The sequence below is a fragment of the Bradyrhizobium sp. 155 genome (genome assembly GCF_023101105.1).
Lineage (GTDB): Bacteria > Pseudomonadota > Alphaproteobacteria > Rhizobiales > Xanthobacteraceae > Bradyrhizobium > Bradyrhizobium canariense_D.
Map to the genome: position 1 here is coordinate 860,122 of NZ_CP064704.1, position 23,525 is coordinate 883,646.

19 protein-coding genes are annotated in these 23,525 nt (G+C 64.9%); 11 read left to right on the plus strand and 8 right to left on the minus strand.

The window, feature by feature from the left end; all coding sequences use genetic code 11:
* Positions 1-5: 5 nt before the first annotated feature.
* From IVA93_RS04170 to IVA93_RS04180, 3 genes are all read right to left on the minus strand, one after another.
* Positions 6-593, minus strand: a complete 588-nt coding sequence (locus IVA93_RS04170) for a GNAT family N-acetyltransferase (protein ID WP_026232510.1) — start codon at positions 591-593, stop codon at positions 6-8.
* A 132-nt stretch (positions 594-725) separates the two neighbouring features.
* On the minus strand, positions 726-1,868 hold the full coding sequence (locus tag IVA93_RS04175; protein ID WP_018453321.1) for a type III PLP-dependent enzyme: 1,143 nt from the start codon (positions 1,866-1,868) through the stop codon (positions 726-728).
* Between the two features lie 672 nt (positions 1,869-2,540).
* Positions 2,541-2,795: a hypothetical protein gene (locus tag IVA93_RS04180; protein WP_018453322.1), complete on the minus strand. Its 255-nt coding sequence runs from the start codon at positions 2,793-2,795 to the stop codon at positions 2,541-2,543.
* Between the two features lie 135 nt (positions 2,796-2,930).
* On the opposite strand from IVA93_RS04180, the gene IVA93_RS04185 reads away from it, so the two are divergent.
* From IVA93_RS04185 to IVA93_RS04195, 3 genes are read left to right on the plus strand one after another with little or no spacing between them, the layout of a single operon-like run.
* Positions 2,931-5,012, plus strand: coding sequence for a M3 family metallopeptidase (locus IVA93_RS04185; RefSeq protein WP_018453323.1), 2,082 nt, complete (start codon positions 2,931-2,933; stop codon positions 5,010-5,012).
* Complete coding sequence (locus IVA93_RS04190; RefSeq protein ID WP_247299312.1) at positions 5,012-5,650, plus strand: DUF1007 family protein; 639 nt, start codon at positions 5,012-5,014, stop codon at positions 5,648-5,650. Before IVA93_RS04185 ends, IVA93_RS04190 begins: the two co-directional genes overlap by 1 nt.
* A complete protein-coding gene (locus IVA93_RS04195) occupies positions 5,647-6,747 on the plus strand; it encodes a nickel/cobalt transporter (protein ID WP_018453325.1) in 1,101 nt (366 codons plus the stop codon). Before IVA93_RS04190 ends, IVA93_RS04195 begins: the two co-directional genes overlap by 4 nt.
* Positions 6,748-6,900: 153 nt before the next feature.
* Here the strand turns inward: IVA93_RS04195 and IVA93_RS04200 are convergent, their stop codons facing one another.
* On the minus strand, positions 6,901-7,299 hold the full coding sequence (locus IVA93_RS04200; protein WP_018453326.1) for an MAPEG family protein: 399 nt from the start codon (positions 7,297-7,299) through the stop codon (positions 6,901-6,903).
* Positions 7,300-7,380: 81 nt separating this feature from the next.
* On the opposite strand from IVA93_RS04200, the gene hemH reads away from it, so the two are divergent.
* The 4 genes from hemH to IVA93_RS04220 all read left to right on the plus strand — a co-directional run bounded on the left by hemH (position 7,381) and on the right by IVA93_RS04220 (position 11,211).
* Positions 7,381-8,418, plus strand: coding sequence for a ferrochelatase (hemH, locus tag IVA93_RS04205; RefSeq protein WP_018453327.1), 1,038 nt, complete (start codon positions 7,381-7,383; stop codon positions 8,416-8,418).
* Positions 8,419-8,443: 25 nt separating this feature from the next.
* The gene (locus IVA93_RS04210; protein ID WP_018453328.1) at positions 8,444-9,418 is read left to right on the plus strand and encodes an ABC transporter substrate-binding protein; all 975 of its coding nucleotides are present in this window, start codon (positions 8,444-8,446) and stop codon (positions 9,416-9,418) included.
* Positions 9,419-9,692: 274 nt separating this feature from the next.
* Positions 9,693-10,694, plus strand: a complete 1,002-nt coding sequence (locus IVA93_RS04215) for an SPFH domain-containing protein (protein WP_007615156.1) — start codon at positions 9,693-9,695, stop codon at positions 10,692-10,694.
* A gap of 70 nt (positions 10,695-10,764) precedes the next feature.
* Positions 10,765-11,211 (plus strand): NfeD family protein, encoded by a 447-nt coding sequence (locus IVA93_RS04220; protein ID WP_007597152.1) that lies wholly within the window; start codon positions 10,765-10,767, stop codon positions 11,209-11,211.
* Between the two features lie 112 nt (positions 11,212-11,323).
* Here the strand turns inward: IVA93_RS04220 and IVA93_RS04225 are convergent, their stop codons facing one another.
* Entirely contained in the window at positions 11,324-11,662 is a 339-nt protein-coding gene (locus tag IVA93_RS04225; RefSeq protein ID WP_026232511.1) for a winged helix-turn-helix transcriptional regulator, read from the minus strand.
* Between the two features lie 72 nt (positions 11,663-11,734).
* On the opposite strand from IVA93_RS04225, the gene IVA93_RS04230 reads away from it, so the two are divergent.
* The gene (locus IVA93_RS04230) at positions 11,735-12,292 is read left to right on the plus strand and encodes a carboxymuconolactone decarboxylase family protein (protein ID WP_018453330.1); all 558 of its coding nucleotides are present in this window, start codon (positions 11,735-11,737) and stop codon (positions 12,290-12,292) included.
* Between the two features lie 95 nt (positions 12,293-12,387).
* On the opposite strand, the gene IVA93_RS04235 is transcribed toward IVA93_RS04230, so the two are convergent.
* Positions 12,388-13,395, minus strand: coding sequence for a KpsF/GutQ family sugar-phosphate isomerase (locus IVA93_RS04235; protein WP_026232512.1), 1,008 nt, complete (start codon positions 13,393-13,395; stop codon positions 12,388-12,390).
* Positions 13,396-13,585: 190 nt separating this feature from the next.
* Between IVA93_RS04235 and IVA93_RS04240 the strand changes: the two genes are divergently transcribed.
* Positions 13,586-15,355: an outer membrane beta-barrel protein gene (locus IVA93_RS04240; RefSeq protein WP_247299314.1), complete on the plus strand. Its 1,770-nt coding sequence runs from the start codon at positions 13,586-13,588 to the stop codon at positions 15,353-15,355.
* 12 nt (positions 15,356-15,367) lie between these two features.
* On the plus strand, positions 15,368-15,634 hold the full coding sequence (locus tag IVA93_RS04245) for a hypothetical protein (RefSeq protein ID WP_018453333.1): 267 nt from the start codon (positions 15,368-15,370) through the stop codon (positions 15,632-15,634).
* 161 nt (positions 15,635-15,795) lie between these two features.
* Here IVA93_RS04245 and gltD read toward each other — a convergent pair whose 3' ends face one another.
* Both gltD and gltB read right to left on the minus strand, forming a co-directional pair.
* Positions 15,796-17,247, minus strand: coding sequence for a glutamate synthase subunit beta (gltD, locus tag IVA93_RS04250; RefSeq protein WP_018453334.1), 1,452 nt, complete (start codon positions 17,245-17,247; stop codon positions 15,796-15,798).
* Between the two features lie 148 nt (positions 17,248-17,395).
* Complete coding sequence (gltB, locus tag IVA93_RS04255) at positions 17,396-22,129, minus strand: glutamate synthase large subunit (RefSeq protein ID WP_026232514.1); 4,734 nt, start codon at positions 22,127-22,129, stop codon at positions 17,396-17,398.
* A 492-nt stretch (positions 22,130-22,621) separates the two neighbouring features.
* On the opposite strand from gltB, the gene IVA93_RS04260 reads away from it, so the two are divergent.
* Positions 22,622-23,371 (plus strand): hypothetical protein, encoded by a 750-nt coding sequence (locus IVA93_RS04260; protein ID WP_018453336.1) that lies wholly within the window; start codon positions 22,622-22,624, stop codon positions 23,369-23,371.
* The last annotated feature ends 154 nt before the right edge of the window (positions 23,372-23,525 follow it).

Genomic DNA, 23,525 nt, shown 5'->3' on the forward strand with positions numbered 1-23,525 from the left:
ATCCCTTAAGCCGCGCGCGCCTGGAGGGCGCGAACTACCCTCCGTTTGGGCAGGGCCGCACCAGTCGGGACGATCATCCCGGCGGCGCCGTCCAGCGCGCCTGTCGTGAATTCGATCGCCAGCAGGCGGTCGCGCTCGAACGGACCGGGCAGCGACAGCTCGCCGGTGTTGGCGGCCGAGAAGCCGAAGCGGGCGTAATAGGGGGCATCGCCGAGCAGGATCACGGCGGCATGCCCGCGCGCCCGGGCGGCAGCCAGCGCTTGTTGCATCAGCGCGGCGCCGATCCCGAGCTCGCGGCAGGCAGGGTCCACCGCCAGCGGTCCGAGGACCAGAGCGGGCCTGCCTCCGGCGCTGACGTGCCACAGCCGCACGGTTCCCACGAGCTTCCCCTCGCGCATCGCGGCCAGCGCAAGGCCGGCAGCGGGGGCGCGTCCGTCACGCAGGCGCTGACAGGTACGGCCATGGCGGTTCTCGCCAAAGGACGCATCGAGCAGCGCTTCACGCATCGCAACGTCGACAGCACGCTCCGCACGGATCGCGAACGGAGCGGCTTTCGAAGTGGGGTCAATTTGTGTCTTCCGAAGAGCAGTCATGGCGCGTCAGTCCCCGCTTGAAACTGACGTGCGCAAAGCACGCCGGTTCAAGGCGTCGTCAGAAATCGAAATGTCAGGGAGGGAGCCGGCAAGCCGGTTCCCGGGTTCGTCAGGCCTCAGACGCGAGGCGGATCAGATGTGGTAGGTTTTCAGCGGCGGGATGCCGTTGAAAGCCACCGCCGAGTAGGTCGACGTATAGGCCCCGGTGCCTTCGATCAGCAGCTTGTCGCCGATCTCGAGCGTCACCGGAAGCGGATACGGGTTCTTCTCGTACAGCACGTCGGCGCTGTCACAGGTCGGGCCCGCGAGCACGCACGGCGTCATGTCCGCGCCGTCATGCGGGGTGCGGATGGCGTAACGGATCGACTCGTCCATGGTCTCGGCGAGACCGCCGAACTTGCCGATGTCCAGATAGACCCAGCGCACCTCGTCCTCGTCGCTCTTCTTCGAGATGAGCACGACTTCGGACTCGATGATGCCGGCGTTGCCCACCATGCCGCGGCCCGGCTCGATGATGGTCTCCGGAATCTGGTTGCCGAAGTGCTTGCGCAGCGCGCGGAAGATCGAGCGCCCGTAGGTCACCACCGGCGGTACGTCCTTCAGGTACTTGGTCGGGAAACCGCCGCCCATGTTGACCATGGTCAGGTTGATGCCGCGCTCGGCGCAGTCGCGGAACACCTGCGAGGCCATTGCCAGCGCACGGTCCCACGCCTTCACCTTGCGCTGCTGCGAGCCGACATGGAAGGAGATGCCGCACGGCTCCAGGCCCAGACGCTTGGCAACGTCGAGCACGTCGACGGCCATCTCCGGGTCGCAGCCGAACTTGCGCGACAGCGGCCATTCGGCGCCGGCGCAGTCATAGAGGATGCGGCAGAACACCTTTGCGCCGGGCGCGGCACGGGCGACCTTCTCGACTTCGGCGGCGCAATCGACCGCGAACAGCCGAATGCCGAGCGCGAAGGCGCGCGCGATGTCGCGCTCCTTCTTGATCGTGTTGCCGAAGGAGATGCGGTCGGGCGTCGCACCGGCGGCCAGCGCCATCTCGATCTCGGCGACCGTCGCGGTGTCGAAGCAGGAGCCCATGGAGGCGAGCAAAGCCAGCACTTCCGGCGCCGGGTTCGCCTTGACGGCATAGAACACGCGGCTGTCGGGCAGCGCCTTGGCAAAGGTCTGGTAATTGTCGCGCACGACTTCGAGGTCGACGACGAGGCACGGCTCGGTGTCGAGGCCCTCGCTGCGGCGGTTGCGCAGGAATTCCTGGATACGGTCGGTCATAGCACTCTCCCAAACGGCCCAGCGACGGGGATCCGTTCAAAAAATGACGTCGGATAAGAGCGCTCCGGCCAGATCGCGCGATGGAGGCGCGACGAGCCAAAGACTCACATCAGACTGTGCTGCCGTGGATTGGTTGGGAATGTTCCCGCCCGCACACCTGGCAATGAAGGACAAGCCTTTTCAGTAGCCCGCGCCGGCGTTGGACTGCCGGTAGAGACCAAAAAAGCCCGATCCGTCGTTGCTTTAAGTCGCGTCCCCCGTTGAGAGCGGGGTGCGCCGGTTCGCCTCCGGCTGCCAGTCACGGTTGCAAAGAGCAAAGTCACCTTCGACAAGGCATCTCTTTGAGAGAGATGCTGGACGCTCCGGGTTTGCTTTCGTCTTCCGGCGATGAGCCTTCCGACTTCCACACTTCCGAAGAGCCCCTCGGCTTCTTCACCCCTTGGCGGCTGTCCGGCCTCTTGTCCGGATACCTACCGACTGACACACGACCACAGGCACGTGCGAAATTGGGCAATCCGCACATAAGTGTTTTGACTCTGCTTCGCAAGAGATTTTTTAGGCTGCGAACAGAATTGCCTAACATCTGCTTGCGCAGTGTTGCGCGCGCGACGCGAAAGATGAACGCGCGTTAAGTTTTCTGCGCGGCGCGCGTCACTCGCGAGCGTCCGCGCTTCAGCCGCGCTTCGTGAACGGCTCGACGCGTTGAGCGGCGCGGATGAAGGCCGTCATCACGAGCACGCCGAGCGCAAACAGCGTGGCCTGAAGGATGTGCGTGCCTTGCTCGCCCAGCCCGAACAGGATCGCGAGCGCCCAGCCGCCGGCAAACGCCGCGCCGAACACCTCGGCGCCGATCAGGATGGCGGCGCTGACGACGGTGATGACGCTCGGCCAGACGATCCGACGGGAAGACGAGGAGGTCGCGTTCATGAGCTCAGGGGTCCTAGGCTTGGAGGGCCGCAATCTCACCGAAAAGGCAGCCGGGAGCAAGGGCAAACGGCCCAAAAAAGCCCTATCGCGTGCTATAGCTGGCCGCAACAATCGAGCCACAAATCGGGACTTGTAATGTCAGAACCCCGCCAAACTACGGACTCCGAGACCAACCCGCTGCTGAAGGCGTGGGTGACGCCGTTTGCGACCCCGCCCTTCGACGAAATCAAGCCGGAGCACTTCCTCCCGGCCTTCGAGCAGGCCTTCGCCGACCACTCCGCCGAGATCGCAGCGATCACCAACGACCCGACCGCGCCCGACTTCGCCAACACCATCACGGCGCTGGAGCGCTCGGGCAAGCTGCTCAGCAAGGTCGCGTCGGTCTTCTACGACCTCGTCTCGGCGCATTCCAACCCGGCCATTCTGGAGATCGACAAGGAGGTTTCCTTGCGGATGGCGCGGCACTGGAATCCGATCATGATGAACGCCGTGCTGTTTGGCCGCATTGCCCAGCTACACGAGAACCGCGCCAATCTCGGTCTGACACCGGAACAGCTCCGCCTGCTCGAGCGCACCTACACCCGCTTCCACCGCTCCGGCGCCGGCCTCTCCGAAGAGGCCAAGACGCGGATGGCGGAGATCAACGAGAGACTCGCCCAGCTCGGCACCAGCTTCAGTCATCATCTGCTCGGCGACGAGCAGGAATGGTTCATGGAGCTCGGCGAAGCCGACCGCCAGGGCCTGCCGGAGAGTTTTGTCGCCAGCGCCAAGGCTGCGGCGGAAGAACGCGGCATGGCCGGCAAGGCCATCGTCACCCTGTCGCGCTCCTCGGTCGAACAGTTCCTGAAGAGCTCGGCCCGGCGTGACCTGCGCGAGAAGGTCTACAAGGCCTTCACCGCGCGGGGCGACAACGGCAATGCCAACGACAACAACGCGACCATCGTCGAGGTCCTGAAGCTGCGCGAGGAGAGCGCCAATCTCCTGGGTTATCCGACCTTCGCGGCCTACCGGCTCGAGGATTCCATGGCCAAGACGCCGGAAGCGGTGCGCGGCCTTCTGGAGCGGGTCTGGAAGCCGGCCCGGGCGCGGGCGCTCGCCGACCGCGACGACATGCAGGCGCTGATCACGGAGGAGGGCGGCAATTTCAAGCTCGCCCCCTGGGACTGGCGCTTCTATGCCGAAAAGCTGCGCCTTCAGCGCGCCAATTTCGACGACGCCGCGATCAAGCCGTATCTCGCGCTCGATCACATGATCGCCGCCGCCTTCGACTGTGCCACGCGCCTGTTCGGCGTCACTTTCGAGGAGCGCAAGAACGTGCCGGTCTGGCATCCGGACGTCCGGGTCTGGGAGATGAAGGGGCGGGACGGCAAGCACAAGGCGCTGTTCTATGGCGATTACTTCGCCCGGCCGTCGAAGCGCTCCGGCGCCTGGATGACCTCGCTGCGCGACCAGCAGAAGCTCGACGGCGAGGTCGCGCCGCTGATCCTCAACATCTGCAACTTCTCCAAGGGCGCGGACGGGGAACCCTCGCTGCTGTCGCCCGACGATGCCCGCACCCTGTTCCACGAGTTCGGCCATGGCCTGCACGGCATGCTCTCCAACGTGACCTATCCGTCGCTGTCGGGCACCTCCGTGTTCACCGACTTCGTCGAATTGCCCTCCCAGCTGTACGAGCATTGGCAGGAGCGGCCCGAGGTGCTGCAAAAGTTTGCCCGCCACTACCAGACCGGCGAGCCGCTGCCGGACGATCTGCTGCAACGGTTCCTGGCCGCGCGAAAATTCAACCAGGGTTTCGCCACGGTCGAGTTCGTCTCCTCGGCGCTGATCGATCTCGAATTCCACACCCAGCCGGCCTCCGCCGCGCAGGACGTCCGCGCCTTCGAGAGACGCGAGCTGGAGAAGATCGGCATGCCCGAGGAGATCTCGCTGCGTCACCGTCCGACGCAATTCGGTCACATCTTCACCGGCGATCATTATGCCGCCGGCTATTACAGCTACATGTGGTCGGAGGTGATGGACGCCGACGCCTTCGGCGCATTCGAGGAAGCCGGCGACATCTTCGATCCCGCCGTCGCAAAACGCCTGCACGACGACATCTACTCGAGCGGCGGATCGGTCGATCCGGAAGCCGCCTATGAGGCCTTCCGCGGCCGCCCGCCGGAGCCCGATGCGCTGCTGCGTCGCCGAGGTCTGCTTGACGCCCCGAAGGCGGCCTGATGGGCGTGCGCGCCCTGCTCGGGCTGCTGCTCGCCGCTGGCCTCACCTTTGTGGCCGGGGCGGCGCAGGCGCACCCGCATGTCTGGATCACCGCGACCAGCGAGTTGCTCTATGCCGCGGACGGCACCATCACCGGCGTGCGCCACGCCTGGACGTTTGACGACATGTTCTCGGCCTATGCCGTGCAGGGGCTCGAGAGCAAGACCAAGGGCGTCTATACCCGCGAGGAGCTCGGACCGCTGGCGCAGACCAATGTCGAGTCGCTGAAGGAATATGCCTACTTCACCTTCGCGCGAGCCGACGGCAAGAAGGAGCGATTCCAGGAGCCGGTCGACTACTTCCTCGACTACAAGGATACGGTCCTGACCCTGCACTTCACGCTGCCGCTGAAGAATCCGGTCAGGTCCAAGCAATTGATGCTCGAAGTGTTCGACCGCTCCTTCTTCATTGACTTCCAGATGGCCAAGGACAACCCGATCAAGCTGGTCGGCGCGCCCGCCGGCTGCCAGATGAAACTTGAGCGGCCGAGCGACGGCACCGCGAGTGCGCAGAAGCTCAACGAGCAGACCTTCATGAACGGCGAGAACTCCAATTTCGGCATGATGTTCGCCAACAAGATCACGGTGGATTGCCCTTGAAGTCGAAACTCTCCCCGCTCGCACGTGGGCTGCTCACCTGTGCCGCCGTTCTGCTGGTTGCGGGCGTGGCCGACGCGGCCCTCCACGAACTCGTCGCGCAGAACCCGTTTGGCGCACCAAGACCCGCGCGGGCGGCTGAGCCTGAGGCCAGTGGCCTCATCGGCTGGCTCTTGGCAAAACAATCGGAATTTTATCGCCAGATGTCGGCGACCATTCGCGCCGCCAAGTCCGACGGCTCGGCGGTGTGGACGCTGCTCGTCATCTCCTTTGCCTACGGCATCTTCCACGCCGCAGGGCCCGGCCACGGCAAGGCGGTGATCGCCTCCTATCTCGTCGCCAATCGCGAGACTGTCAGGCGCGGCATCGTGCTGTCGTTTGCATCCGCGTTGATGCAGTCGCTGGTGGCGATCCTGATCGTCGGTATCTCGGCCTGGGTGCTGAATGCGACCGCCAGGACCATGTGCAAGGCGGAAGGCGCGATCGAGATCGCAAGCTACGCCCTGATCGCGCTTTTCGGCCTGCGCCTGGTCTGGGTCAAGGGCCGCACCTTCATCCGTGCGCTGCAGGCGGTTCAGCCGGTGTCGGCGATCGCGGGCGTGCCGCATGACCATCATGATCACGGTCACCACCATCATGATGCGCATGATCATCATCGTCACGATCATGCGCACGCCCATCATCACCACGCGCATCACCACGTCCATGACGAGCATTGCGGCCATTCCCACGGCCCCATGCCGAGCGAGCTCGCCGGCCTCGGAGGCTGGGGACGCGGCTTTACCGCGATCCTGACCGTCGGCATCCGTCCCTGTTCGGGCGCGATCCTGGTGCTGGTGTTCGCGTTGGCCCAAGGCCTGTTCTGGGCCGGCATCGCCGCAACTCTGCTGATGGGGCTCGGCACCGCGATCACCGTCGCGGTCATTGCCGTGGTCGCCGTCTCCGCCAAGGACATCGCCGCCCGCCTGAGCGCCGGACGCGACGGCAACGGCGCGCTGTTCATGCGCGGCATCGAATTCGCCGCCGCCGGCCTCGTGCTGCTGTTCGGTGCAGGCCTGTTGTTGGGTTACATCGCGGCCGAACGGACGACGTGTTTCTGAGTTTTTCCCTCTCCCCTTGTGGGCGAGGGTGGCTCGCCGCGTAGCGGCGAGACGGGTGAGGGGTTGTCTCCGCGAGCGATCCTCTTGCAGCTGCGTTCGCCGATAGAACCCCTCATCCGGCGCTTCGCGCCACCTTCTCCCACAAAGGGAGAGTCACACCGGCAAGAACTGCTTCAACGCCGGCATGAAGAAGATCCCGAGATTGATCGCAAAGCCGATGCTCCAGAGGATGGAGCGCAGCGTCGGGCGGTTCCCGAGATAGGTCAGCACATAGGCGATCCGTACGATCAGGAACAGCACCGCGAGCTCGTCGATCATCCGCTGCGGCGAGTCCCGGAATTCGGCCAGCAGCACCGCGAAGGCGAAGAACGGAAAGGTCTCGATACCATTCTGGTGGGCGCCGAGCGCGCGCTGCGCGATGGCCTCTTCGTAGAAGGCGGGATCGCGCGGGCGTGAATTGTCGAACCCGCGAAACCTGATCCATTTGACCGAGACGATCGTCACCAAATAGAGCAGCAACGCTCCGGAGACGCACCATTCCGCGAGTGTCATCTTTCCTCCCCCGCCTCGGTGCGACCCTAGCGAAACCGGCCTGATCTTGACAAGCTCGGGGCAACGCGCGACCCAACGAGCATGACAACCCTAGCCCCTCTCAAGACCACGAAGCCGCTGCCTCAGTCCGGCCAGCCGCGCGTCGGCGTACTCCTGGTCAATCTCGGCACGCCCGATACCGCCGACGCGCGCGGCGTGCGGGTCTATCTGAAGGAGTTCCTCTCGGACGCCCGCGTCATCGAGGATCAGGGCTTGATCTGGAAGCTGGTGCTGAACGGCATCATCCTGCGCACCCGCCCCCGCGCCAAGGCGCGCGATTATCTCAAGATCTGGAACACCGAGAAGAACGAGTCGCCGCTCAAGACCATCACGCGCTCGCAGAGCGACAAGCTCGGAGCCATGCTGTCGGACCGCGACCAGGTCACGGTGGAATGGGCTATGCGCTACGGCAATCCCTCGATCAAGTCGGGCGTCGATGCGCTGATTGCGAAGGGCTGCGATCGCATTCTTGCCGTCCCCCTCTATCCGCAATATTCCGCCGCGACGTCGGCCACCGTCTGCGATGAGGTGTTTCGCGTGCTTGCGCGGCTGCGCGCGCAGCCGACGCTGCGGGTGACGCCGTCTTACTACGAGGACGAAGCCTATATCGAGGCGCTCGCCACCTCGATCGAGACGCATCTGGTGAGCCTGTCGTTCAAGCCAGAGCTGATCGTCGCCTCCTTCCACGGCATGCCGAAGGCCTATGTCGACAAGGGCGACCCCTATCAGGACCAATGTGTGGCGACCACCGAGGCGCTGCGGCGCCGGCTCGGCATGGACGAGACAAAGCTGCTGCTGACCTTCCAGTCGCGCTTCGGATTCGACGAGTGGCTGCAGCCCTACACTGACAAGACCATGGAGCGTCTGGCGAAAGAGGGCGTGCGCCGTATCGCGGTGATCACGCCGGGTTTTTCCGCCGACTGCCTGGAGACGCTGGAGGAGATCGCGCAGGAGAATGCCGAGATCTTCAAGCACAATGGCGGGGAGCAGTTTTCCGCGATCCCCTGCCTCAACGACAGCGACCCCGGCATGGATGTGATCCGAACGCTGGTGCTGCGCGAGCTCCAGGGCTGGATATAGTGAGCCTGGATCCGAGGAGCGCCCCATGAACCGCCGCGAGGTTCTGGCGCTTCTTGGGGTGACCACGATGCTGCCGGCCTCGGTGCTGGCGCAAGCGAATGCGACGCGCCGGCTCGGCGTGCTCTCGGTCACTGCGGCGGACGATGCGATCGGGCAGACGCGTAGCGCGGTCCTGGTCGAGGCGCTTGCCGGCCATGGCTGGAAGGAGGACGGCAGCCTTGAGATCGATTGGCGCAACGGCGGCGGCGACCGCGCGCGGATCGCGCAACTCGCCGACGAACTCGTGGCGCTCAAGCCCGACATCCTGCTTGCGGTCGGCACGCCCTCAGTGGAGGAGCTGCGCCAGCGCACGACGACGATCCCGATCGTTTTCGCCGTCGTCACCGATCCTGTCAGCCAGGGCTTTGTCCAGAATCTCGCCCATCCCGGCGGCAATATCACCGGCTTCACCGATTACGACGGCCCGCTGGCCGGCAAATGGCTGGAGATGCTTACGCAGGTCGTGCCAAAGCCGTCACGCGTTTCCGTCGTCTACAATCCCGCCACCGCGCCGTTCGCGCCGCTGATGCTGCGGACGATCGAAGACGCCGGCCGCGCGCTCGATGTGACGGTGGTGCCCGCGCCGGTCCATGACACGGCCTCGATCGCCGCCCTGGCCTTGCGGAAAGACGGCGGCCTGCTGGTGCTGCCGGATTTCTTCACCATGTCCAACCGTGCGCTTCTCCTGGCAGCCATCAATGAAGCGCGCGTGCCGGCGGTGTTCTGGAGCCGGACCTTCGTCGACGAGGGTGGCTTGATGTCCTACAGCACCGACAGCGCCGAGCAGCTCCGCCGCGCCGCCACCTATATCGATCGCATCCTGAAGGGTGCGCGAGCGGCCGACTTGCCGGTCCAGAATCCGACCACGTTCGAGCTGGCGATCAACTTGAAGACGGCCAAGGCGATCGGCGTCACGCTTCCGCCAAGCCTGCTCGCAACCGCGAACGAGGTCATCGAGTAGGATTTGGCTGCGACCGCCGGATTCGTTAACGTCGTCGCTAGGTGTGCGCCAGCACGCTTTCAAGAGCGCCTCGCAAATACATAATCGCGACCATTCCCTCTCCCGGTGTCTTGTGTAGAATCCTACCGATGCCGAAATCAGGCACGACCGCTGAGCCTTGAATCCTTCTGAACTCTTTACTGAATACTTTACTGAACCCTTGGGGTCGTGATCCCGACCAATGACAGCGCGGAAAAGGCCTTTTCCCGCCAATCTTTTCCGCCTTGGAGGAAATATGAGCGGTTTCGACATTTTCGCGATTGTTCTGGTCTTGCTCGTCATCGTCACGCTGGTGGCCGGCGTGAAGACGGTGCCGCAGGGCTATGACTGGACCATCGAGCGGTTCGGCAAATACACCCAGACGCTGAGCCCCGGGCTCAATCTGATCGTGCCCTATTTCGATCGCGTCGGACGCAAGATCAACATGATGGAGCAGGTGATCGACATTCCCGAGCAGGAGGTGATCACCAAGGACAACGCCACCGTGACGGTCGACGGCGTCGCCTTCTTTCAGGTGTTCGATGCCGCCAAGGCGAGCTACGAGGTCTCTAACCTGACCCAAGCCGTCACCGTGCTGACCATGACCAACATCCGTTCGGTGATGGGCTCGATGGATCTCGACCAGGTGTTGTCGCACCGCGACGAAATCAACGAGCGCCTGCTGCGTGTAGTCGATGCCGCCGTCTCGCCCTGGGGCCTCAAGGTCAATCGTATCGAGATCAAGGACATTGTGCCGCCGGCGGACCTCGTCGAAGCCATGGGCCGACAGATGAAGGCCGAGCGCGTCAAACGCGCCGACATCCTTCAGGCCGAAGGTGCACGCCAGTCCGAGATCCTGCGCGCAGAGGGTGCCAAGCAGGGCCAGATCCTCCAGGCGGAAGGTCGCCGCGAGGCCGCCTTCCGCGACGCCGAAGCACGCGAGCGGTCGGCGGAAGCTGAGGCCAAGGCGACGCAGATGGTCAGTGAAGCCATTGCCAAGGGCGACGTCGCGGCGCTGAACTACTTTATCGCCGACAAATATATCAAGGCGTTCGGGCAGTTTGCGGACTCGCCGAACCAGAAGATCATCATGCTGCCGATCGAGGCCACCAGCATGCTCGGCTCGCTCGCCGGCATCGGCGAGATCGCCAAGGCGACGTTCGGCGAGAGTGCTGCATCCGCCGCTGCCGCCGCTCGTCGCGGTTCGGTGCCGACGACTGGGAGCACGCCCCCGGCGGTGCCGCCGCGGCAGGGGTAAAGCGCATGCCCCGGAAAAGTGGACACCGGTTTTCCGACAAGGGCATGCGCCATTTCAAAGAGGTCGTGTCATGACCGACATGTTCGTATCGCTCGGCACCTGGAACTGGCTGATCTTCGGCTTCATCCTGATGGCGCTGGAGGTGCTGGCGCCGGGAGTCTTCCTGTTCTGGCTCGGGCTCGCCGCGCTGCTGGTCGGGCTGATCTCGTTCGGAGTGGCGATATCCTGGCAGATCCAGCTCGTGATGTTCGCGATCTTCGCCGCCGCCGCCGTGCCGGTTTGGCGTCGGCTCGCCCGGCCGAAGCCGGATGCAATTGCCGCCAGCCCCTTCCTCAACAAGCGCGCGGATGCGCTGCTCGGCCGCGAGTTCACGCTGGAGAAGCCGATCGTCGACGGCAACGGCACCATGCGCATCGGCGACACCGTCTGGCGCGTCGCAGGTCCCGATACGCCGGCGGGCACGCGTGTGAAGGTGGTGCAAGTGGACGGCGCGAATCTGACGGTGGCGGCGGCTTAGTCCACCGTCATTGCGAGCGCAGCGAAGCAATCCAGACTGCTGCCGGTGGAAAGATTCTGGATTGCTTCGCTTCGCTCGCAATGACGAGCTAGTCGGGACGGCATCGCCAGACTTACGCGCCGCTCTTGCTGCGCCACCGCTCCGCAAACCTATGCAGCGGCATGAACGTCTCGCACAAGTCCCGCCCGAGCGCCGTCAGCGCGTAACCGCCGGCTTCGCCGAGCTCCACGAACCCGGCCTCGCGCAAATCGTCCAGCCGCGCCTGCAGCACCGTCGGCGAGGCCTCGTCGCAGGCGGTGCGCAATGCGCGCGAGGTGAGGGGGGCGTCGCGCAGCTCCCACAGGATTCGCAGGCTCCAGCGTCGTCCGAGGAGGTCGAGCAGCACCATGATCGGCCGCCCGCTGCGCGGGCAACGGACGCCGCGCGATCTCGAAGTGGTCTGTTTCGCCATCGTCGCCCCCTTGCGCGGTGCTACAAATAGTGTAGCTTCATGCTACGTTAAATGTAGCAAGAGAGGCGGCCAATGTCCCCGGTCACAGCGCGCATTGCCCCGCTCACCCCGCCTTATCCCCCGGAGATCCAGGCCCAGTTCGACCGCATCATGCGCGGCGCGCCGCCACTGCTGCTGTTCCGGGTCATGGCGGGCCACACCCGCGCCTGGGACAAGTTTCGCGCCGGCGGCTTGCTCGATCCCGGACCGCTGTCGCTGCGCCAGCGCGAGATCGTGATCGACCGCACCTGCGCGCTGAACAAATGCGAATATGAATGGGGCGTGCATGTCGCGGTCTTTGCCGGGCCGGCGAAACTCACCGAGGAGGAAGTGCGCGCCACCGTGCAGGGTGATGCGGCGTCGTCGTGCTGGTCCCCGGCCGAGCAGACGCTGATCGCCGCCGTCGACGCGCTGCATCACAGCGCGACGTTTGACGACGCTGAGTTCGCTGCGCTGTCGGCGCATTACGACGAGGCGCAGATCCTGGAGATCATGCTGCTGTGCGGCTTCTACCGCACGGTCTCGTATCTGGCGAACGGACTGCGGTTGCCGCTGGAGGAGACGGCGGCAAGATTTCCTGCGCCGCTCTAGCCGCCGTCGTTGCGAGCGTAGCGAAGCAATCCAGTGTCTTTCCGCGGTGGCACTCTGGATGTTTCGCTGCGCTCGCAATGACGGTGAGTGGCTCCCTACGCCACGCCTGCCCGCAGCAGATCGTGCAGGTGCACGATGCCCACCACCTTGTCCGCCTCGGTCACGACCAGCGTCGTGATCTTGCGGGTGTTGAGCACCTCGATCATCTCGGTGGCCAGCATCGAGGGCGGTACGGTTTTCGGCCGCCTGGTCATGACGTCGTCGACCGACGCCGTCAGCAGGTCGGGCCGCATGTGGCGGCGCAGATCGCCGTCGGTGATGATGCCGAGAGCCTCGTTCGCCTCGTTGACGATGCAGACGCACCCCAAACCCTTGGCGGACATCTCCATCACCGCGTCCGACATCTTGGTGCCGAGCGGCTTGACCGGGATTTCCGCACCGGTGCGCATGTAGTCGCGGACGAATTTCAGCATCGCCCCTAACTTGCCGCCGGGGTGGAAATGCGCGAACTCCAGCGCGGTGAAGCCGCGGCCTTCGAGCAGCGCGATCGCAAGCGCATCGCCTATCGCGGCCTGCATCAGGGTCGAGGTGGTCGGCGCCAGATTGTGCGGGCAGGCCTCGCGCGCCTTCGGCAGCTCGATCACGACGTCGGCCGCTTGTCCCAGCGAGGATGCCGCGTTCGACGTCACCGCGATCATCGGGATTGCGAATCTTGCGGAATAGTTCACGAGAGTCTTCATCTCCGGCTGCTCGCCGGACCAGGACAGCGCCATGATGACGTCGTCGGTGGTAATCATGCCGAGGTCGCCATGGGCGGCTTCGGCGGTGTGCACGAAGAAGGCGGGCGTGCCGGTCGAGGCCAACGTTGCCGCGATCTTGCGGCCCATATGGCCCGACTTGCCGAGCCCGGTGACGATGACGCGGCCCTTCGCGTTGCGGATCAGATCGACCGCCTGGGCGAAGCTCGCGCCAAGCGGGCCGCGCAGGGCGGCGGCGAGCGCGTTGATACCGCCGCTCTCCGTTTCCAGCGTGCGGAGTGCGGATTCGACGCTGTCGGGAATGGGGCCGGATGATTGGGTCATCAGCGGTTTCGAACTCGGCATGTTCTGGTCCAGGAGGAGGGGCCTTCGCCCGTTGGCGCCTGCTTAACACGCCGCGGCCTTCGAGGCGACGAGCCCGACCCGACCCTCAACCGGTCGTTAACCATAATTGTTTTAACTCCATTAACGATAGTTCCCGCCGATCGGTGGGGACAATCGCGAAAGTGTTTGATTTCGTTGGAGTTCTTCCATCGTGGGGTCGTCTCCAGGCACGAGCCGGAGCAAACGCGCGCATTTCCTGCGCGCGGCTTTGCCGTGCTTTGCGCTGACGGTCCTCGGAAGCGCCCCCGTGGCCGCCCAGAGCCTCACCCCCGACCTGTTCAGTCCCAACCGCGGTGGCTTCGCTTCGCCCGACACGCTGCCGACGCGCCGCACCGCGGGCGTTCCGCAGGCACCGTCGGATGCGCTGCCGGCGCTGCCCGATCCCAACTCCGACTTTCGCAAGCGCCAGCAGACGCCGGCGCGCCCATGGCAGAACCCGACGAACCAAAACGCGACCAGCCAGGTCCCGACCTATGGCCTGCCGGCCGCCAACGGTGCGAGCAGCTCCGGCTACGACTCGCTGAACCGCAAGCGGCAGCAGCCGAAGTTCTATCCGGGTCAGCCCAAGCCGAAGCGCCCTGCTGGTCCCGGCTCGCGGGCGCCGACCACTACGCCGCCGCCATCCACGCTCGGTTCGCCGAAGATCGCGCCGCCCCCGTCCGCCTCCGCCAACAAGGCGCCCGTGCCGGCGGCGATGGCGGGCACCGTGCCCGGCCAGCCGCTACGCCGCCGCCTCAAGGCCGATGACGATGCGTTCGGCGCGGTCGGCGACTATGCCGGCAGTTTCCTGATCAAGGGCGGGCTCGAGCTCTCCACCGGTTACGACACCAATCCGGCGCGTCTGAACAAGCCGGTCGGCTCGCCGGCCTATGTGGTTGCACCCGATCTCCTCGTGGCGTCCGATTGGGAGCGCCACGCGCTGGTCGCGGATCTGCGCGGCTCGTTCTCGGGCTACACCAACAACATGCCGGCGACGATCGACGGCTTTGCCTCGCCTTCGCCGGTCGAGGTCGACCGCCCCGACTTCAACGGCCATGTCGACGGCCGCCTCGACGTCAATCGCGATCTCAAGCTGACCACGCAGCTGCGCCTGCGGCTCGCCACCGACAATCCCGGCAGCCCGAACGTGCAGGCCGGCCTGCAAAAATATCCTGTTTATGCCGCCTATGGCACGACCGTCGGCTTCGACCAGAGCTTCAACCGCTTCCAGATCGCGGCCGGCGCCACTGTCGATCGCACCGCCTACACCAACTCAAAACTGACCGACGGCTCGACCTTCAGCAACGACGATCGCGACTTCAACCAGTATGGCGGCGTCGGACGCTTCTCCTACGATCTCAAGCCGGGGCTGAAGCCATTCGTCGAGATCCAGGGCGACACCCGCGTCCATGACCTGGCCGCCGACCGCAACGGCTATTTCCGCGATTCGAACGGCGGCTACGCCAAGGTCGGCACGTCCTTCGAGTTCTCGCGGATCCTCATCGGCGAGGTCTCGGTCGGCTATTCCGCGCGCAACTATGTCGACCCGCGCCTGAGCCAGCTCGCGGGCTTCCTGACCTCGGGCTCGCTGATCTGGAGTGCAAGCGGCCTCACCACGGTGAAATTCGCCACCGACACCCAGATCGCCGAGACCACCGTCCCCGGCTCCTCCGGCGTGCTGGTGCACACCTACGGGGTCGAAGTCGATCACGATTTCCGCCGCTGGCTTACGGCAGTGGGCAAATTCACCTACGGCACCTACGACTATCAGGGCCAGAATCGTAACGACAAGACCTACTCGTTCGAAAGCAATCTGATCTACAAGCTCAACCGCAACATCTGGATCAAGGGCACGCTCCGCCACGACATCCTGGATTCGAACCAGCCGGGGTCAAGCTCGCAGGCGACGGTGGTGATGGTCGGGGTGAGGTTGCAGAATTAGAGGGGAGGCCCCGTGGCGGCTCGGATTACTTTGGACATCAACTCGGCTGGAGTATTCGAGCTATGGCTCAATCCCGAAGGCCGAGACCTTCTCGTCAAGGAACTGCTCGCCCTGAGCGAGACCAACGACCACTTTCACCTGATGCCCAGTGAAGTAGCCTCGGACGTCGAAGTTTCGGCGCGTCCCTATCGGCCGAACGACAAGCTTCTCGAATACGGTAAGGTGCTGTTCCGGCTTGACGAGTGGGACGCACAGCACTTTCCGCACGTCTTGGGCTAAGGCCCCGTCGCTCTCGCCATCTACTCCGCCGTCATGCCCCGCGAAGGCGGGGCATCCAGTACGCCGCGGCTTCTCGGTAAATCACAACTGTTTCGGAATACTGGATCGCCCGCTTTCGCGGGCGATGACACCGTTTGTAAATCTGACAGCGAGCCAAGCAACTACCGCGGCAGATCCGTCTTCCCCATCAGGAACGTATCGATCGACCGGGCACACAGCCGGCCCTCGCGGATGGCCCAGACCACCAGCGACTGGCCGCGGCGCATGTCGCCGGCGGTGAACACGTTGGGGCGTGAGGTCTGATAGTCCAGCGTGTTGGCCTTGACGTTGCCGCGGGGGTCGAGCTCGACCGAGAGCATCTTGAGCAGGCCCTCGTGCACGGGATGGACGAAGCCCATCGCGAGCAGGACGAGGTCGGCGTCGAGTTCGAACTCGGTGCCGGCGATCGGCTTGAACTTGTCGTCGACGCGCACGCAGTGCAGCTTCTTGACCTTGCCGTTCTCGCCGGTGAACTTCTGCGTCAGCACGGCGAATTCGCGGATCGCGCCTTCGGCCTGGCTGGAGGACGTCCGCATCTTCAGCGGCCAGTTCGGCCAGGTGAGGCCCTTGTTCTCGTGCTCCGGCGGGGCGGGCATGATCTCGAGCTGGGTCACGGAGAGCGCGCCCTGGCGCAGCGAGGTGCCGATGCAATCGGATCCGGTGTCGCCGCCGCCGATGACGACGACATGCTTGCCACCGGCCAAAATCTCCTGGACGCCGTTCAACGGTTCCTCCGACACGCGGCGGTTCTGTTGCGGCAGAAAGTCCATGGCATAGTGGATGCCGGCAAGGTCGCGGCCGGGAATCGGGAGGTCGCGCGGGGCTTCGGCGCCGCCGGTCAGCGCCACGGCATCGTACTCGTTGAGCATCTCGCGTGGGTCGACATTGCCGTCGGCGCCGACATGGCTGTTGTAATGGAAGGTGACGCCTTCGCCTTCCATCTGCGCGACGCGGCGGTCGATGATGCCCTTCTCCATCTTGAAGTCGGGGATGCCGTAGCGCAGCAGGCCGCCGGCCTTGGCGAACTTCTCGAACAGATGCACGTCGTGGCCGGCGCGCGCGAGCTGCTGCGCGCAGGCCATGCCGGCCGGACCGGAGCCGATCACCGCGACCTTCTTGCCGGTCTTATGGGCGGCGATTTCGGGCTTCAGCCAGCCATTGTCCCAGGCGCGATCGACGATCGCGCATTCGATGGTCTTGATGGTGACGGGGTTGTCGTCGATGTTGAGCGTGCAGGACGCCTCACACGGCGCCGGGCAGATGCGCCCCGTGAACTCCGGGAAATTGTTGGTCGAGTGCAGATTGCGCGAGGCTTCTTCCCAGTTGCCCTGATAGACGAGGTCGTTCCAGTCCGGGATCTGGTTGTTGACCGGGCAGCCGGGCGTGCCGGGCGAGACCGAGCCGGTGCCGTGGCAATAGGGAATGCCGCAATTCATGCAGCGCGCGGCCTGGTCGCGCGTTTCCTTCTCGGAGAGGGGAACGACGAACTCGTGGAAATGCTTCACGCGCTCGGCGACCGGGGTGTACTTGCGGTCATGCCGTTCGATTTCGAGAAAACCCGTGATCTTGCCCATTAAACCCGAAGTCCCTGCCGCTTAAATTCGTTGTGTTTCTCTCTCGTCGTCATTGCGAGGAGCGTGAGCTTCGAAGCAATCCAGTCTGCATCCGAGGAGAAAGTCTGGATTGCTTCGCTACGCTCGCAATGACGGGCGCTGATATTTCTTACGCCCCGATCGCGATTTTCGGCTCGGCGTCCGCGTTGGCGGCCATCTCGCGCAGCGCGCGCCGGTATTCGACCGGCATCACCTTGCGGAATTTTGGCAGCCAGTCCTTCCAGTTGGCCAGGATGTCGGCGGCGCGCCTGGAGCCTGTCGCCTTCGCATGGCGCGTGATCAGGACGTGCAGCCGCTCGACGTCGGAGGCGAGCAGGTCCTTGAACACGTCGACCCGGCCGTGCGCTTCGAGGTCACCGGAGTGGTGATAGGTGCCGGCGTTGATCAGCTCTTCCGACAGCACCGGCTCGAGCTCGACCATCGCCATGTTGCACAGCCTGTCGAAGTCGCCGGTCTCGTCCAGCACATAGGCGATGCCGCCGGACATGCCGGCCGCGAAGTTGCGTCCGGTCTTGCCGAGCACGACCACGATGCCGCCGGTCATGTATTCGCAGCAATGGTCGCCGGCGCCCTCGACCACCGCCACGGCGCCGGAATTGCGCACGGCAAAACGCTCGCCGGCGATGCCTCGGAAGTAGCACTCGCCTTGAATGGCGCCGTACATCACGGTGTTGCCGACGATGATGCTCTCTTCCGGCACGATGCCGCTGTTGGCCGGCGGCTTGACGATGATCTTGCCGCCCGAGAGGCCCTTGCCGACATAGTCGTTGGCTTCGCCTTCGAGCTCGAAGGTGACGCCTTGCGCCAGCCAGGCGCCGAAGGCCTGGCCGGCGGTGCCCTTGAGGCTGACATGGATGGTCTCATGCGGCAGGCCGGCATGGCCGTAGATCTTGGCGACCGCACCCGACAGCATCGCGCCCGCGGAGCGGTTGGTGCTGTTGATCTTGGCCTCGATCTTCACCGGCGCACCGCGGTCGAGCGCAGGCGTCGCCTGCTCGATCAGCGTGCGGTCGAGCACCGCTTCCAGATGATGGTTCTGGCGCTCGGAGTGATAGATCTTCTGGCCCTTCTCTTCCTTCTGCTTGACGAAGAGCTTGGAGAAATCGAGCCCCTTGGCCTTCCAGTGCGCGACCAGCTTGGTCTGGTCGAGCAGCTGCACCTGGCCGATCATCTCGTTGAAGCTGCGGAAGCCGAGCGAGGCCATGATCTCGCGGACCTCCTCGGCGACGAAGAAGAAGTAGTTGATCACATGCTCGGGCTGGCCGGTGAAGCGCTTGCGCAGGACGGGGTCCTGGGTCGCGACGCCGACCGGGCAGGTGTTGAGATGGCACTTGCGCATCATGATGCAGCCGGCCGCGATCAGGGGCGCGGTGGCGAAGCCGAACTCGTCGGCGCCGAGCAGCGCGCCGATCACGACGTCGCGGCCGGTGCGGAAACCGCCGTCGACCTGGACCACGATGCGGCTGCGCAGCCGCTCGCGCACCAGCGTCTGGTGGGTTTCGGCGAGGCCGATCTCCCACGGCGAGCCGGCGTGCTTGATCGAGGTCAGCGGCGAAGCGCCGGTGCCGCCCTCGAAGCCCGCGATGGTGACATGGTCGGCGCGCGCCTTGGCGACGCCCGCGGCTACGGTTCCGACGCCGATCTCCGAGACGAGCTTGACCGAGACCGCGCCGTCCGGGTTGACGTTCTTGAGGTCGTAGATGAGCTGCGCCAGATCCTCGATCGAGTAGATGTCGTGGTGCGGTGGCGGCGAGATCAGGCCGACGCCCGGCGTCGAATGCCGGACCTTTGCGATGGTGGCATCGACCTTGTGGCCGGGCAACTGGCCGCCTTCGCCGGGTTTTGCACCCTGCGCCATCTTGATCTGCATCATGTCGGAGTTGACGAGATACTCCGTGGTGACGCCGAAGCGGCCCGAGGCGACCTGCTTGATTGCCGAGCGCATGCTGTCACCGTTCGGCATCGGCTTGAAGCGGTCGGCTTCCTCGCCGCCTTCGCCGGTGTTCGACTTGCCGCCGATCCGGTTCATGGCGATCGCGAGCGTGGTGTGCGCCTCGCGCGAGATCGAGCCGAAGCTCATCGCGCCGGTGGCGAAACGCTTGACGATGTCCTTGGCCGGCTCGACCTGGTCGAGCGGTACCGGCTTGCGCTTCTCTTCGTCCGCATTCTTGATCCGGAACAGGCCGCGCAGCGTCAGGAGACGCTCCGACTGCTCGTTGAGGATCTTCGCGAAGGCGCGGTAGCGTTCCAGCGAATTGCCGCGCGCGGCGTGCTGGAGCAGCCCCACCGACTCGGCGGTCCATGCATGGTCCTCGCCGCGGCTGCGATAGGCATATTCGCCGCCGACATCGAGCGAGGTCTTGTACACGAGCGCGTCGCCGAACGCGTCGGCATGACGGCGCACCGCCTCTTCGGCGATCTCGCCAAGACCGACGCCCTCGACGCGGGTGTGCGTGCCCGCGAAGAATTTTCCGACGAATTCCGCCTTCAGGCCAATGGCGTCAAAGATCTGCGCGCCGCAATAGGACTGGTAGGTCGAGATGCCCATCTTGGACATCACCTTGAGCAGGCCCTTGCCGATCGACTTGATGTAGCGCTTGACGATCTCGTAGTCGTCGAGCGAGCCGGGCAGGCGGTCCTTCATCGCGATGATGGTCTCGAACGCCAGATACGGATTGATCGCTTCCGCGCCGTAGCCGGCGAGACAGGCGAAGTGATGCACTTCGCGCGGCTCGCCGGATTCGACGACGAGGCCGACCGAAGTGCGCAATCCGGTGCGGATCAGATGATGATGCACGGCGGCGCAGGCCAGCAGCGACGGGATCGGAACCCGGTCGGTGCCGACCATGCGGTCGGACAGGATGATGATGTTGACGCCCTCGCGCACCGCGCTCTCGGCGCGCGCGCAGAGCTCGTCCAGCACCTGGTCCATGCCGGCCGCGCCGAGGCCGGCGTGGAAGGTGGTGTCCAGCGTGCGCGACTTGAAGTGCGACTCGGCGACCTCGGAGATTGAGCGGATCTTTTCGAGGTCCGCGTCGGTCAGGATCGGCTGGCGCGCTTCGAGGCGCTTGGTAGTGGCTAGGCCTTGCAGGTCGAACAGGTTCGGCCGCGGTCCGATGATGGAGACGAGGCTCATCACCAGCTCCTCGCGGATCGGATCGATCGGCGGATTGGTGACCTGCGCAAAGTTCTGCTTGAAGTAGGTGAACAGCGGCTTGGCCTTGGCCGACAGCGCCGAGATCGGCGTGTCGTTGCCCATCGAGCCTGCGGCTTCCTCGCCGGTGGAGGCCATCGGCGTCATCAGGATGGTGATGTCTTCCTGGCTGTAGCCGAACGCCTGCTGGCGATCGAGCAGCGACAGGTTGGAGCGCACGCCGGTGGTCGGCACCTTCGGCAGCTCTTCCAGCACGATCTGGGTCCGCTCCAGCCACTCCGTGTAGGGATGGCTCCTTGCGAGCTCGGCCTTGATCTCGTCGTCGGGGATGAGGCGGCCCTGCTCGAGGTCGACCAGCAGCATCTTGCCGGGCTGCAAGCGCCACTTGGTGATGATCTGGTCCTCGGGAATCGTCAGCACGCCCATCTCGGACGCCATCACGATGCGGTCGTCCTTGGTGACGAGATAGCGCGCCGGCCGAAGGCCGTTGCGGTCCAGCGTGGCACCGATCTGGCGGCCGTCGGTGAAGGCGATCGCGGCGGGGCCGTCCCACGGCTCCATCAGGGCTGCATGATATTCGTAGAAGGCGCGGCGCTTCTCATCCATCAAGGGATTGCCGGCCCACGCCTCCGGAATCATCATCATGACGGCGTGCGGCAGCGAGTAGCCGCCCTGCACCAGGAATTCGAGTGCGTTGTCGAAGCAGGCGGTGTCCGACTGGCCTTCGTAGGAGATCGGCCAGAGCCGGTTGATGTCCTTGCCGTACAGCTCGGAGCTCACCGAGGCCTGGCGCGCCGCCATCCAGTTGACGTTGCCGCGCAGCGTGTTGATCTCGCCATTATGCGCGATCATGCGGTAGGGATGCGCCAGCGACCACGCCGGGAAGGTGTTGGTCGAGAAACGCTGGTGCACGAGCGCCAGCGCGCTCTCGAAATCCTTCTCGTGCAAATCGGGATAGTACTTGCCGAGCTGGTCGGCGAGGAACATGCCCTTGTAGATCACGGTGCGGCAGGACATCGAGCACGGATAGTAGCCGGCGAGGCCGCGGTCGCGGCGCTGATAGATCGCTTGCGAGATCGACTTGCGCAGGATGTAAAGCCGGCGCTCGAAATCGTCCTCGGTCTTGGCGGTGCCGTTGCGGCCAATGAACACCTGCATGCAGGCGGGCTCGGTCGGCTTTACGGTGACGCCGAGCGAGGAATTGTCGGTTGGCACGTCGCGCCAGCCGAGCAGCGTCAGGCCCTCTTCCTTGATCTGGTCGGCGATGATGCTCTTGATGACGTTGCGCCAGGCAGTGTCGCGCGGCATGAACAACGCGCCGATGGCGTATTCGCCCGGATTGGGCAGCACGAAGCCGAGCTCCTTCGCCTTGCGGCTGAAGAAAGCATGCGGGATCTGCACCAGAATGCCGGCGCCGTCACCGGCGCGCGGGTCGGCGCCGACGGCGCCGCGGTGCTCGAGGTTACAGAGGATGCTGAGCGCGTCCGCGACGATCTCGTGCGACTTCTGGCCCTTGATGTTGGCGATGAAGCCGACGCCGCAGGAATCTTTTTCCAGGCTCGGATCGTACAGGCCTACGGCCGGCGGCCGTGAATTGTGTTCCTGAATCGGATCGGTCGTTTTCGAGGCGACCGTCGCCGACAGTTGTTCTGCCACGATGTTTCCGCGCTCGACTTGCGACCCGTTCATGTTCTCGTCCTCTCCATGCGGCAAGCTGCCTCACCGCCATCTTCGGCGCACCTTGGGCGTCCCGCGGCACCCGCTTCTGGGTCACCGCTCGTCCGCTCGCGAGCCGCATTTTCTTAAATTCAGGCCAAGGCGTTCTTCGTCCCCGAGAACGGCTTTGCCTGTTGCCTTCTTGGCGCTCGAAAGCACCGACTTTCGTTGCAATCCCTATGCCGGAACCGCAAGCAAAATTGAGACAGTCTTCCTGTCCTAACCATCACCTTGCCAAATTTTTGTCTATCACACAAGCGCGCGCAAGTCCCGATTCCCCATATGTCAATCAATCGCTTTCCAAAAGTTGCGCGGCCCCGGTTTTGAAGCAAACGCGCCCTGATCCGGCCCTGCCGACGCCGGAATCCCCAATGAAGCTTCGGATCAACCCTTTGGAAGACCCGCCACGCCGCAAGAAGCAAAAGAGCGCGATCCATCCGGGGGCCTGACAGGAGCGTCTCGACCATGAAGTTTTTCACAGGATGTGTGGCCGCCGCCACGCTGGCGCTGGCCGCGACCGCGGCTCAAGCGCAGGTTCCAGCGCGAGGGGCGATGATCGCGGTCTCGGATTTCGACGCCCCCTATGCGCCGTCGGAGGCCGCGCCGCCGCCGCGCTACGGCTATGGCTACGAAGAACGCGGGCCGGCCCCGGTGCTGCTGCCATCGACCGAGGTCTACGCGGTGCTGCGCGAGAACGGCTTCTCTCCACTGGGCATCCCGCGCCTGCGCGGCGGCGTCTACACCATCGCGGTGATTGACCGCCGGGGGGAGGACGGCCGGCTCGTGATCGATGCCCGCGACGGAAGGATTTTGCGCTTCATGCCGGCTGCCGACGCCTACGGCATGGCACCCGGCTACGAGCAGCCTGCGGTTGCACCTTACCGCCCGCAAAGCGCGCTGCCGCCGCCGACCATGGTCCGCAGTGGTCCGCCCCGCCCTCCGGCCCCGATCCCGCATGTCGCCAGCCGTTCCGTGCCGCTGCCCAAGGCGGCTCCGCCGCGCGAGGCCCCGGGCGTCCCCGCCAAGCCGGCCGAGCCTGCGACGCCGCAGGCCCAGGTGCCGCAGGCACAACCTGTGACGCAGACCGCGGCCGCCGTGCCGTCCAAGCCCGCTGAGGTCGCACCGCAAGCCGCCGCGCCAACCGTAGGTCAGGTCAAGCCTGCCGCGACTATCCTGCCTACGCAGGAGATGCCGGCGGCACAGGGGCTGGACTAAGCGCGGGCGTTTGAGGCGATGGCCCGCATCACCCCAACGGTGTCGTCCTGGCGAAGGCCAGGACCCATACCGCGAGGTGCATCATATGAGTGACGCGGGAGTACCGAACTCCGAATCTTCGCCAAACTCCTCCCTGTGGTGATGGGTCCTGGCC

Excerpts from the sequence above, each read along its gene's own strand:
- IVA93_RS04170 (WP_026232510.1), bottom strand. The coding sequence starts at position 593 with ATGACTGCTCTTCGGAAGACACAAATTGACCCCACTTCGAAAGCCGCT.
- IVA93_RS04175 (WP_018453321.1), bottom strand. The coding sequence starts at position 1,868 with ATGACCGACCGTATCCAGGAATTCCTGCGCAACCGCCGCAGCGAGGGC.
- IVA93_RS04180 (WP_018453322.1), bottom strand. The coding sequence starts at position 2,795 with ATGAACGCGACCTCCTCGTCTTCCCGTCGGATCGTCTGGCCGAGCGTC.
- IVA93_RS04185 (WP_018453323.1), top strand. The coding sequence starts at position 2,931 with ATGTCAGAACCCCGCCAAACTACGGACTCCGAGACCAACCCGCTGCTG.
- IVA93_RS04190 (WP_247299312.1), top strand. The coding sequence starts at position 5,012 with ATGGGCGTGCGCGCCCTGCTCGGGCTGCTGCTCGCCGCTGGCCTCACC.
- IVA93_RS04200 (WP_018453326.1), bottom strand. The coding sequence starts at position 7,299 with ATGACACTCGCGGAATGGTGCGTCTCCGGAGCGTTGCTGCTCTATTTG.
- hemH (WP_018453327.1), top strand. The coding sequence starts at position 7,381 with ATGACAACCCTAGCCCCTCTCAAGACCACGAAGCCGCTGCCTCAGTCC.
- IVA93_RS04210 (WP_018453328.1), top strand. The coding sequence starts at position 8,444 with ATGAACCGCCGCGAGGTTCTGGCGCTTCTTGGGGTGACCACGATGCTG.
- IVA93_RS04215 (WP_007615156.1), top strand. The coding sequence starts at position 9,693 with ATGAGCGGTTTCGACATTTTCGCGATTGTTCTGGTCTTGCTCGTCATC.
- IVA93_RS04220 (WP_007597152.1), top strand. The coding sequence starts at position 10,765 with ATGACCGACATGTTCGTATCGCTCGGCACCTGGAACTGGCTGATCTTC.
- IVA93_RS04225 (WP_026232511.1), bottom strand. The coding sequence starts at position 11,662 with ATGGCGAAACAGACCACTTCGAGATCGCGCGGCGTCCGTTGCCCGCGC.
- IVA93_RS04230 (WP_018453330.1), top strand. The coding sequence starts at position 11,735 with ATGTCCCCGGTCACAGCGCGCATTGCCCCGCTCACCCCGCCTTATCCC.
- IVA93_RS04235 (WP_026232512.1), bottom strand. The coding sequence starts at position 13,395 with ATGCCGAGTTCGAAACCGCTGATGACCCAATCATCCGGCCCCATTCCC.
- gltD (WP_018453334.1), bottom strand. The coding sequence starts at position 17,247 with ATGGGCAAGATCACGGGTTTTCTCGAAATCGAACGGCATGACCGCAAG.
- gltB (WP_026232514.1), bottom strand. The coding sequence starts at position 22,129 with ATGAACGGGTCGCAAGTCGAGCGCGGAAACATCGTGGCAGAACAACTG.
- IVA93_RS04260 (WP_018453336.1), top strand. The coding sequence starts at position 22,622 with ATGAAGTTTTTCACAGGATGTGTGGCCGCCGCCACGCTGGCGCTGGCC.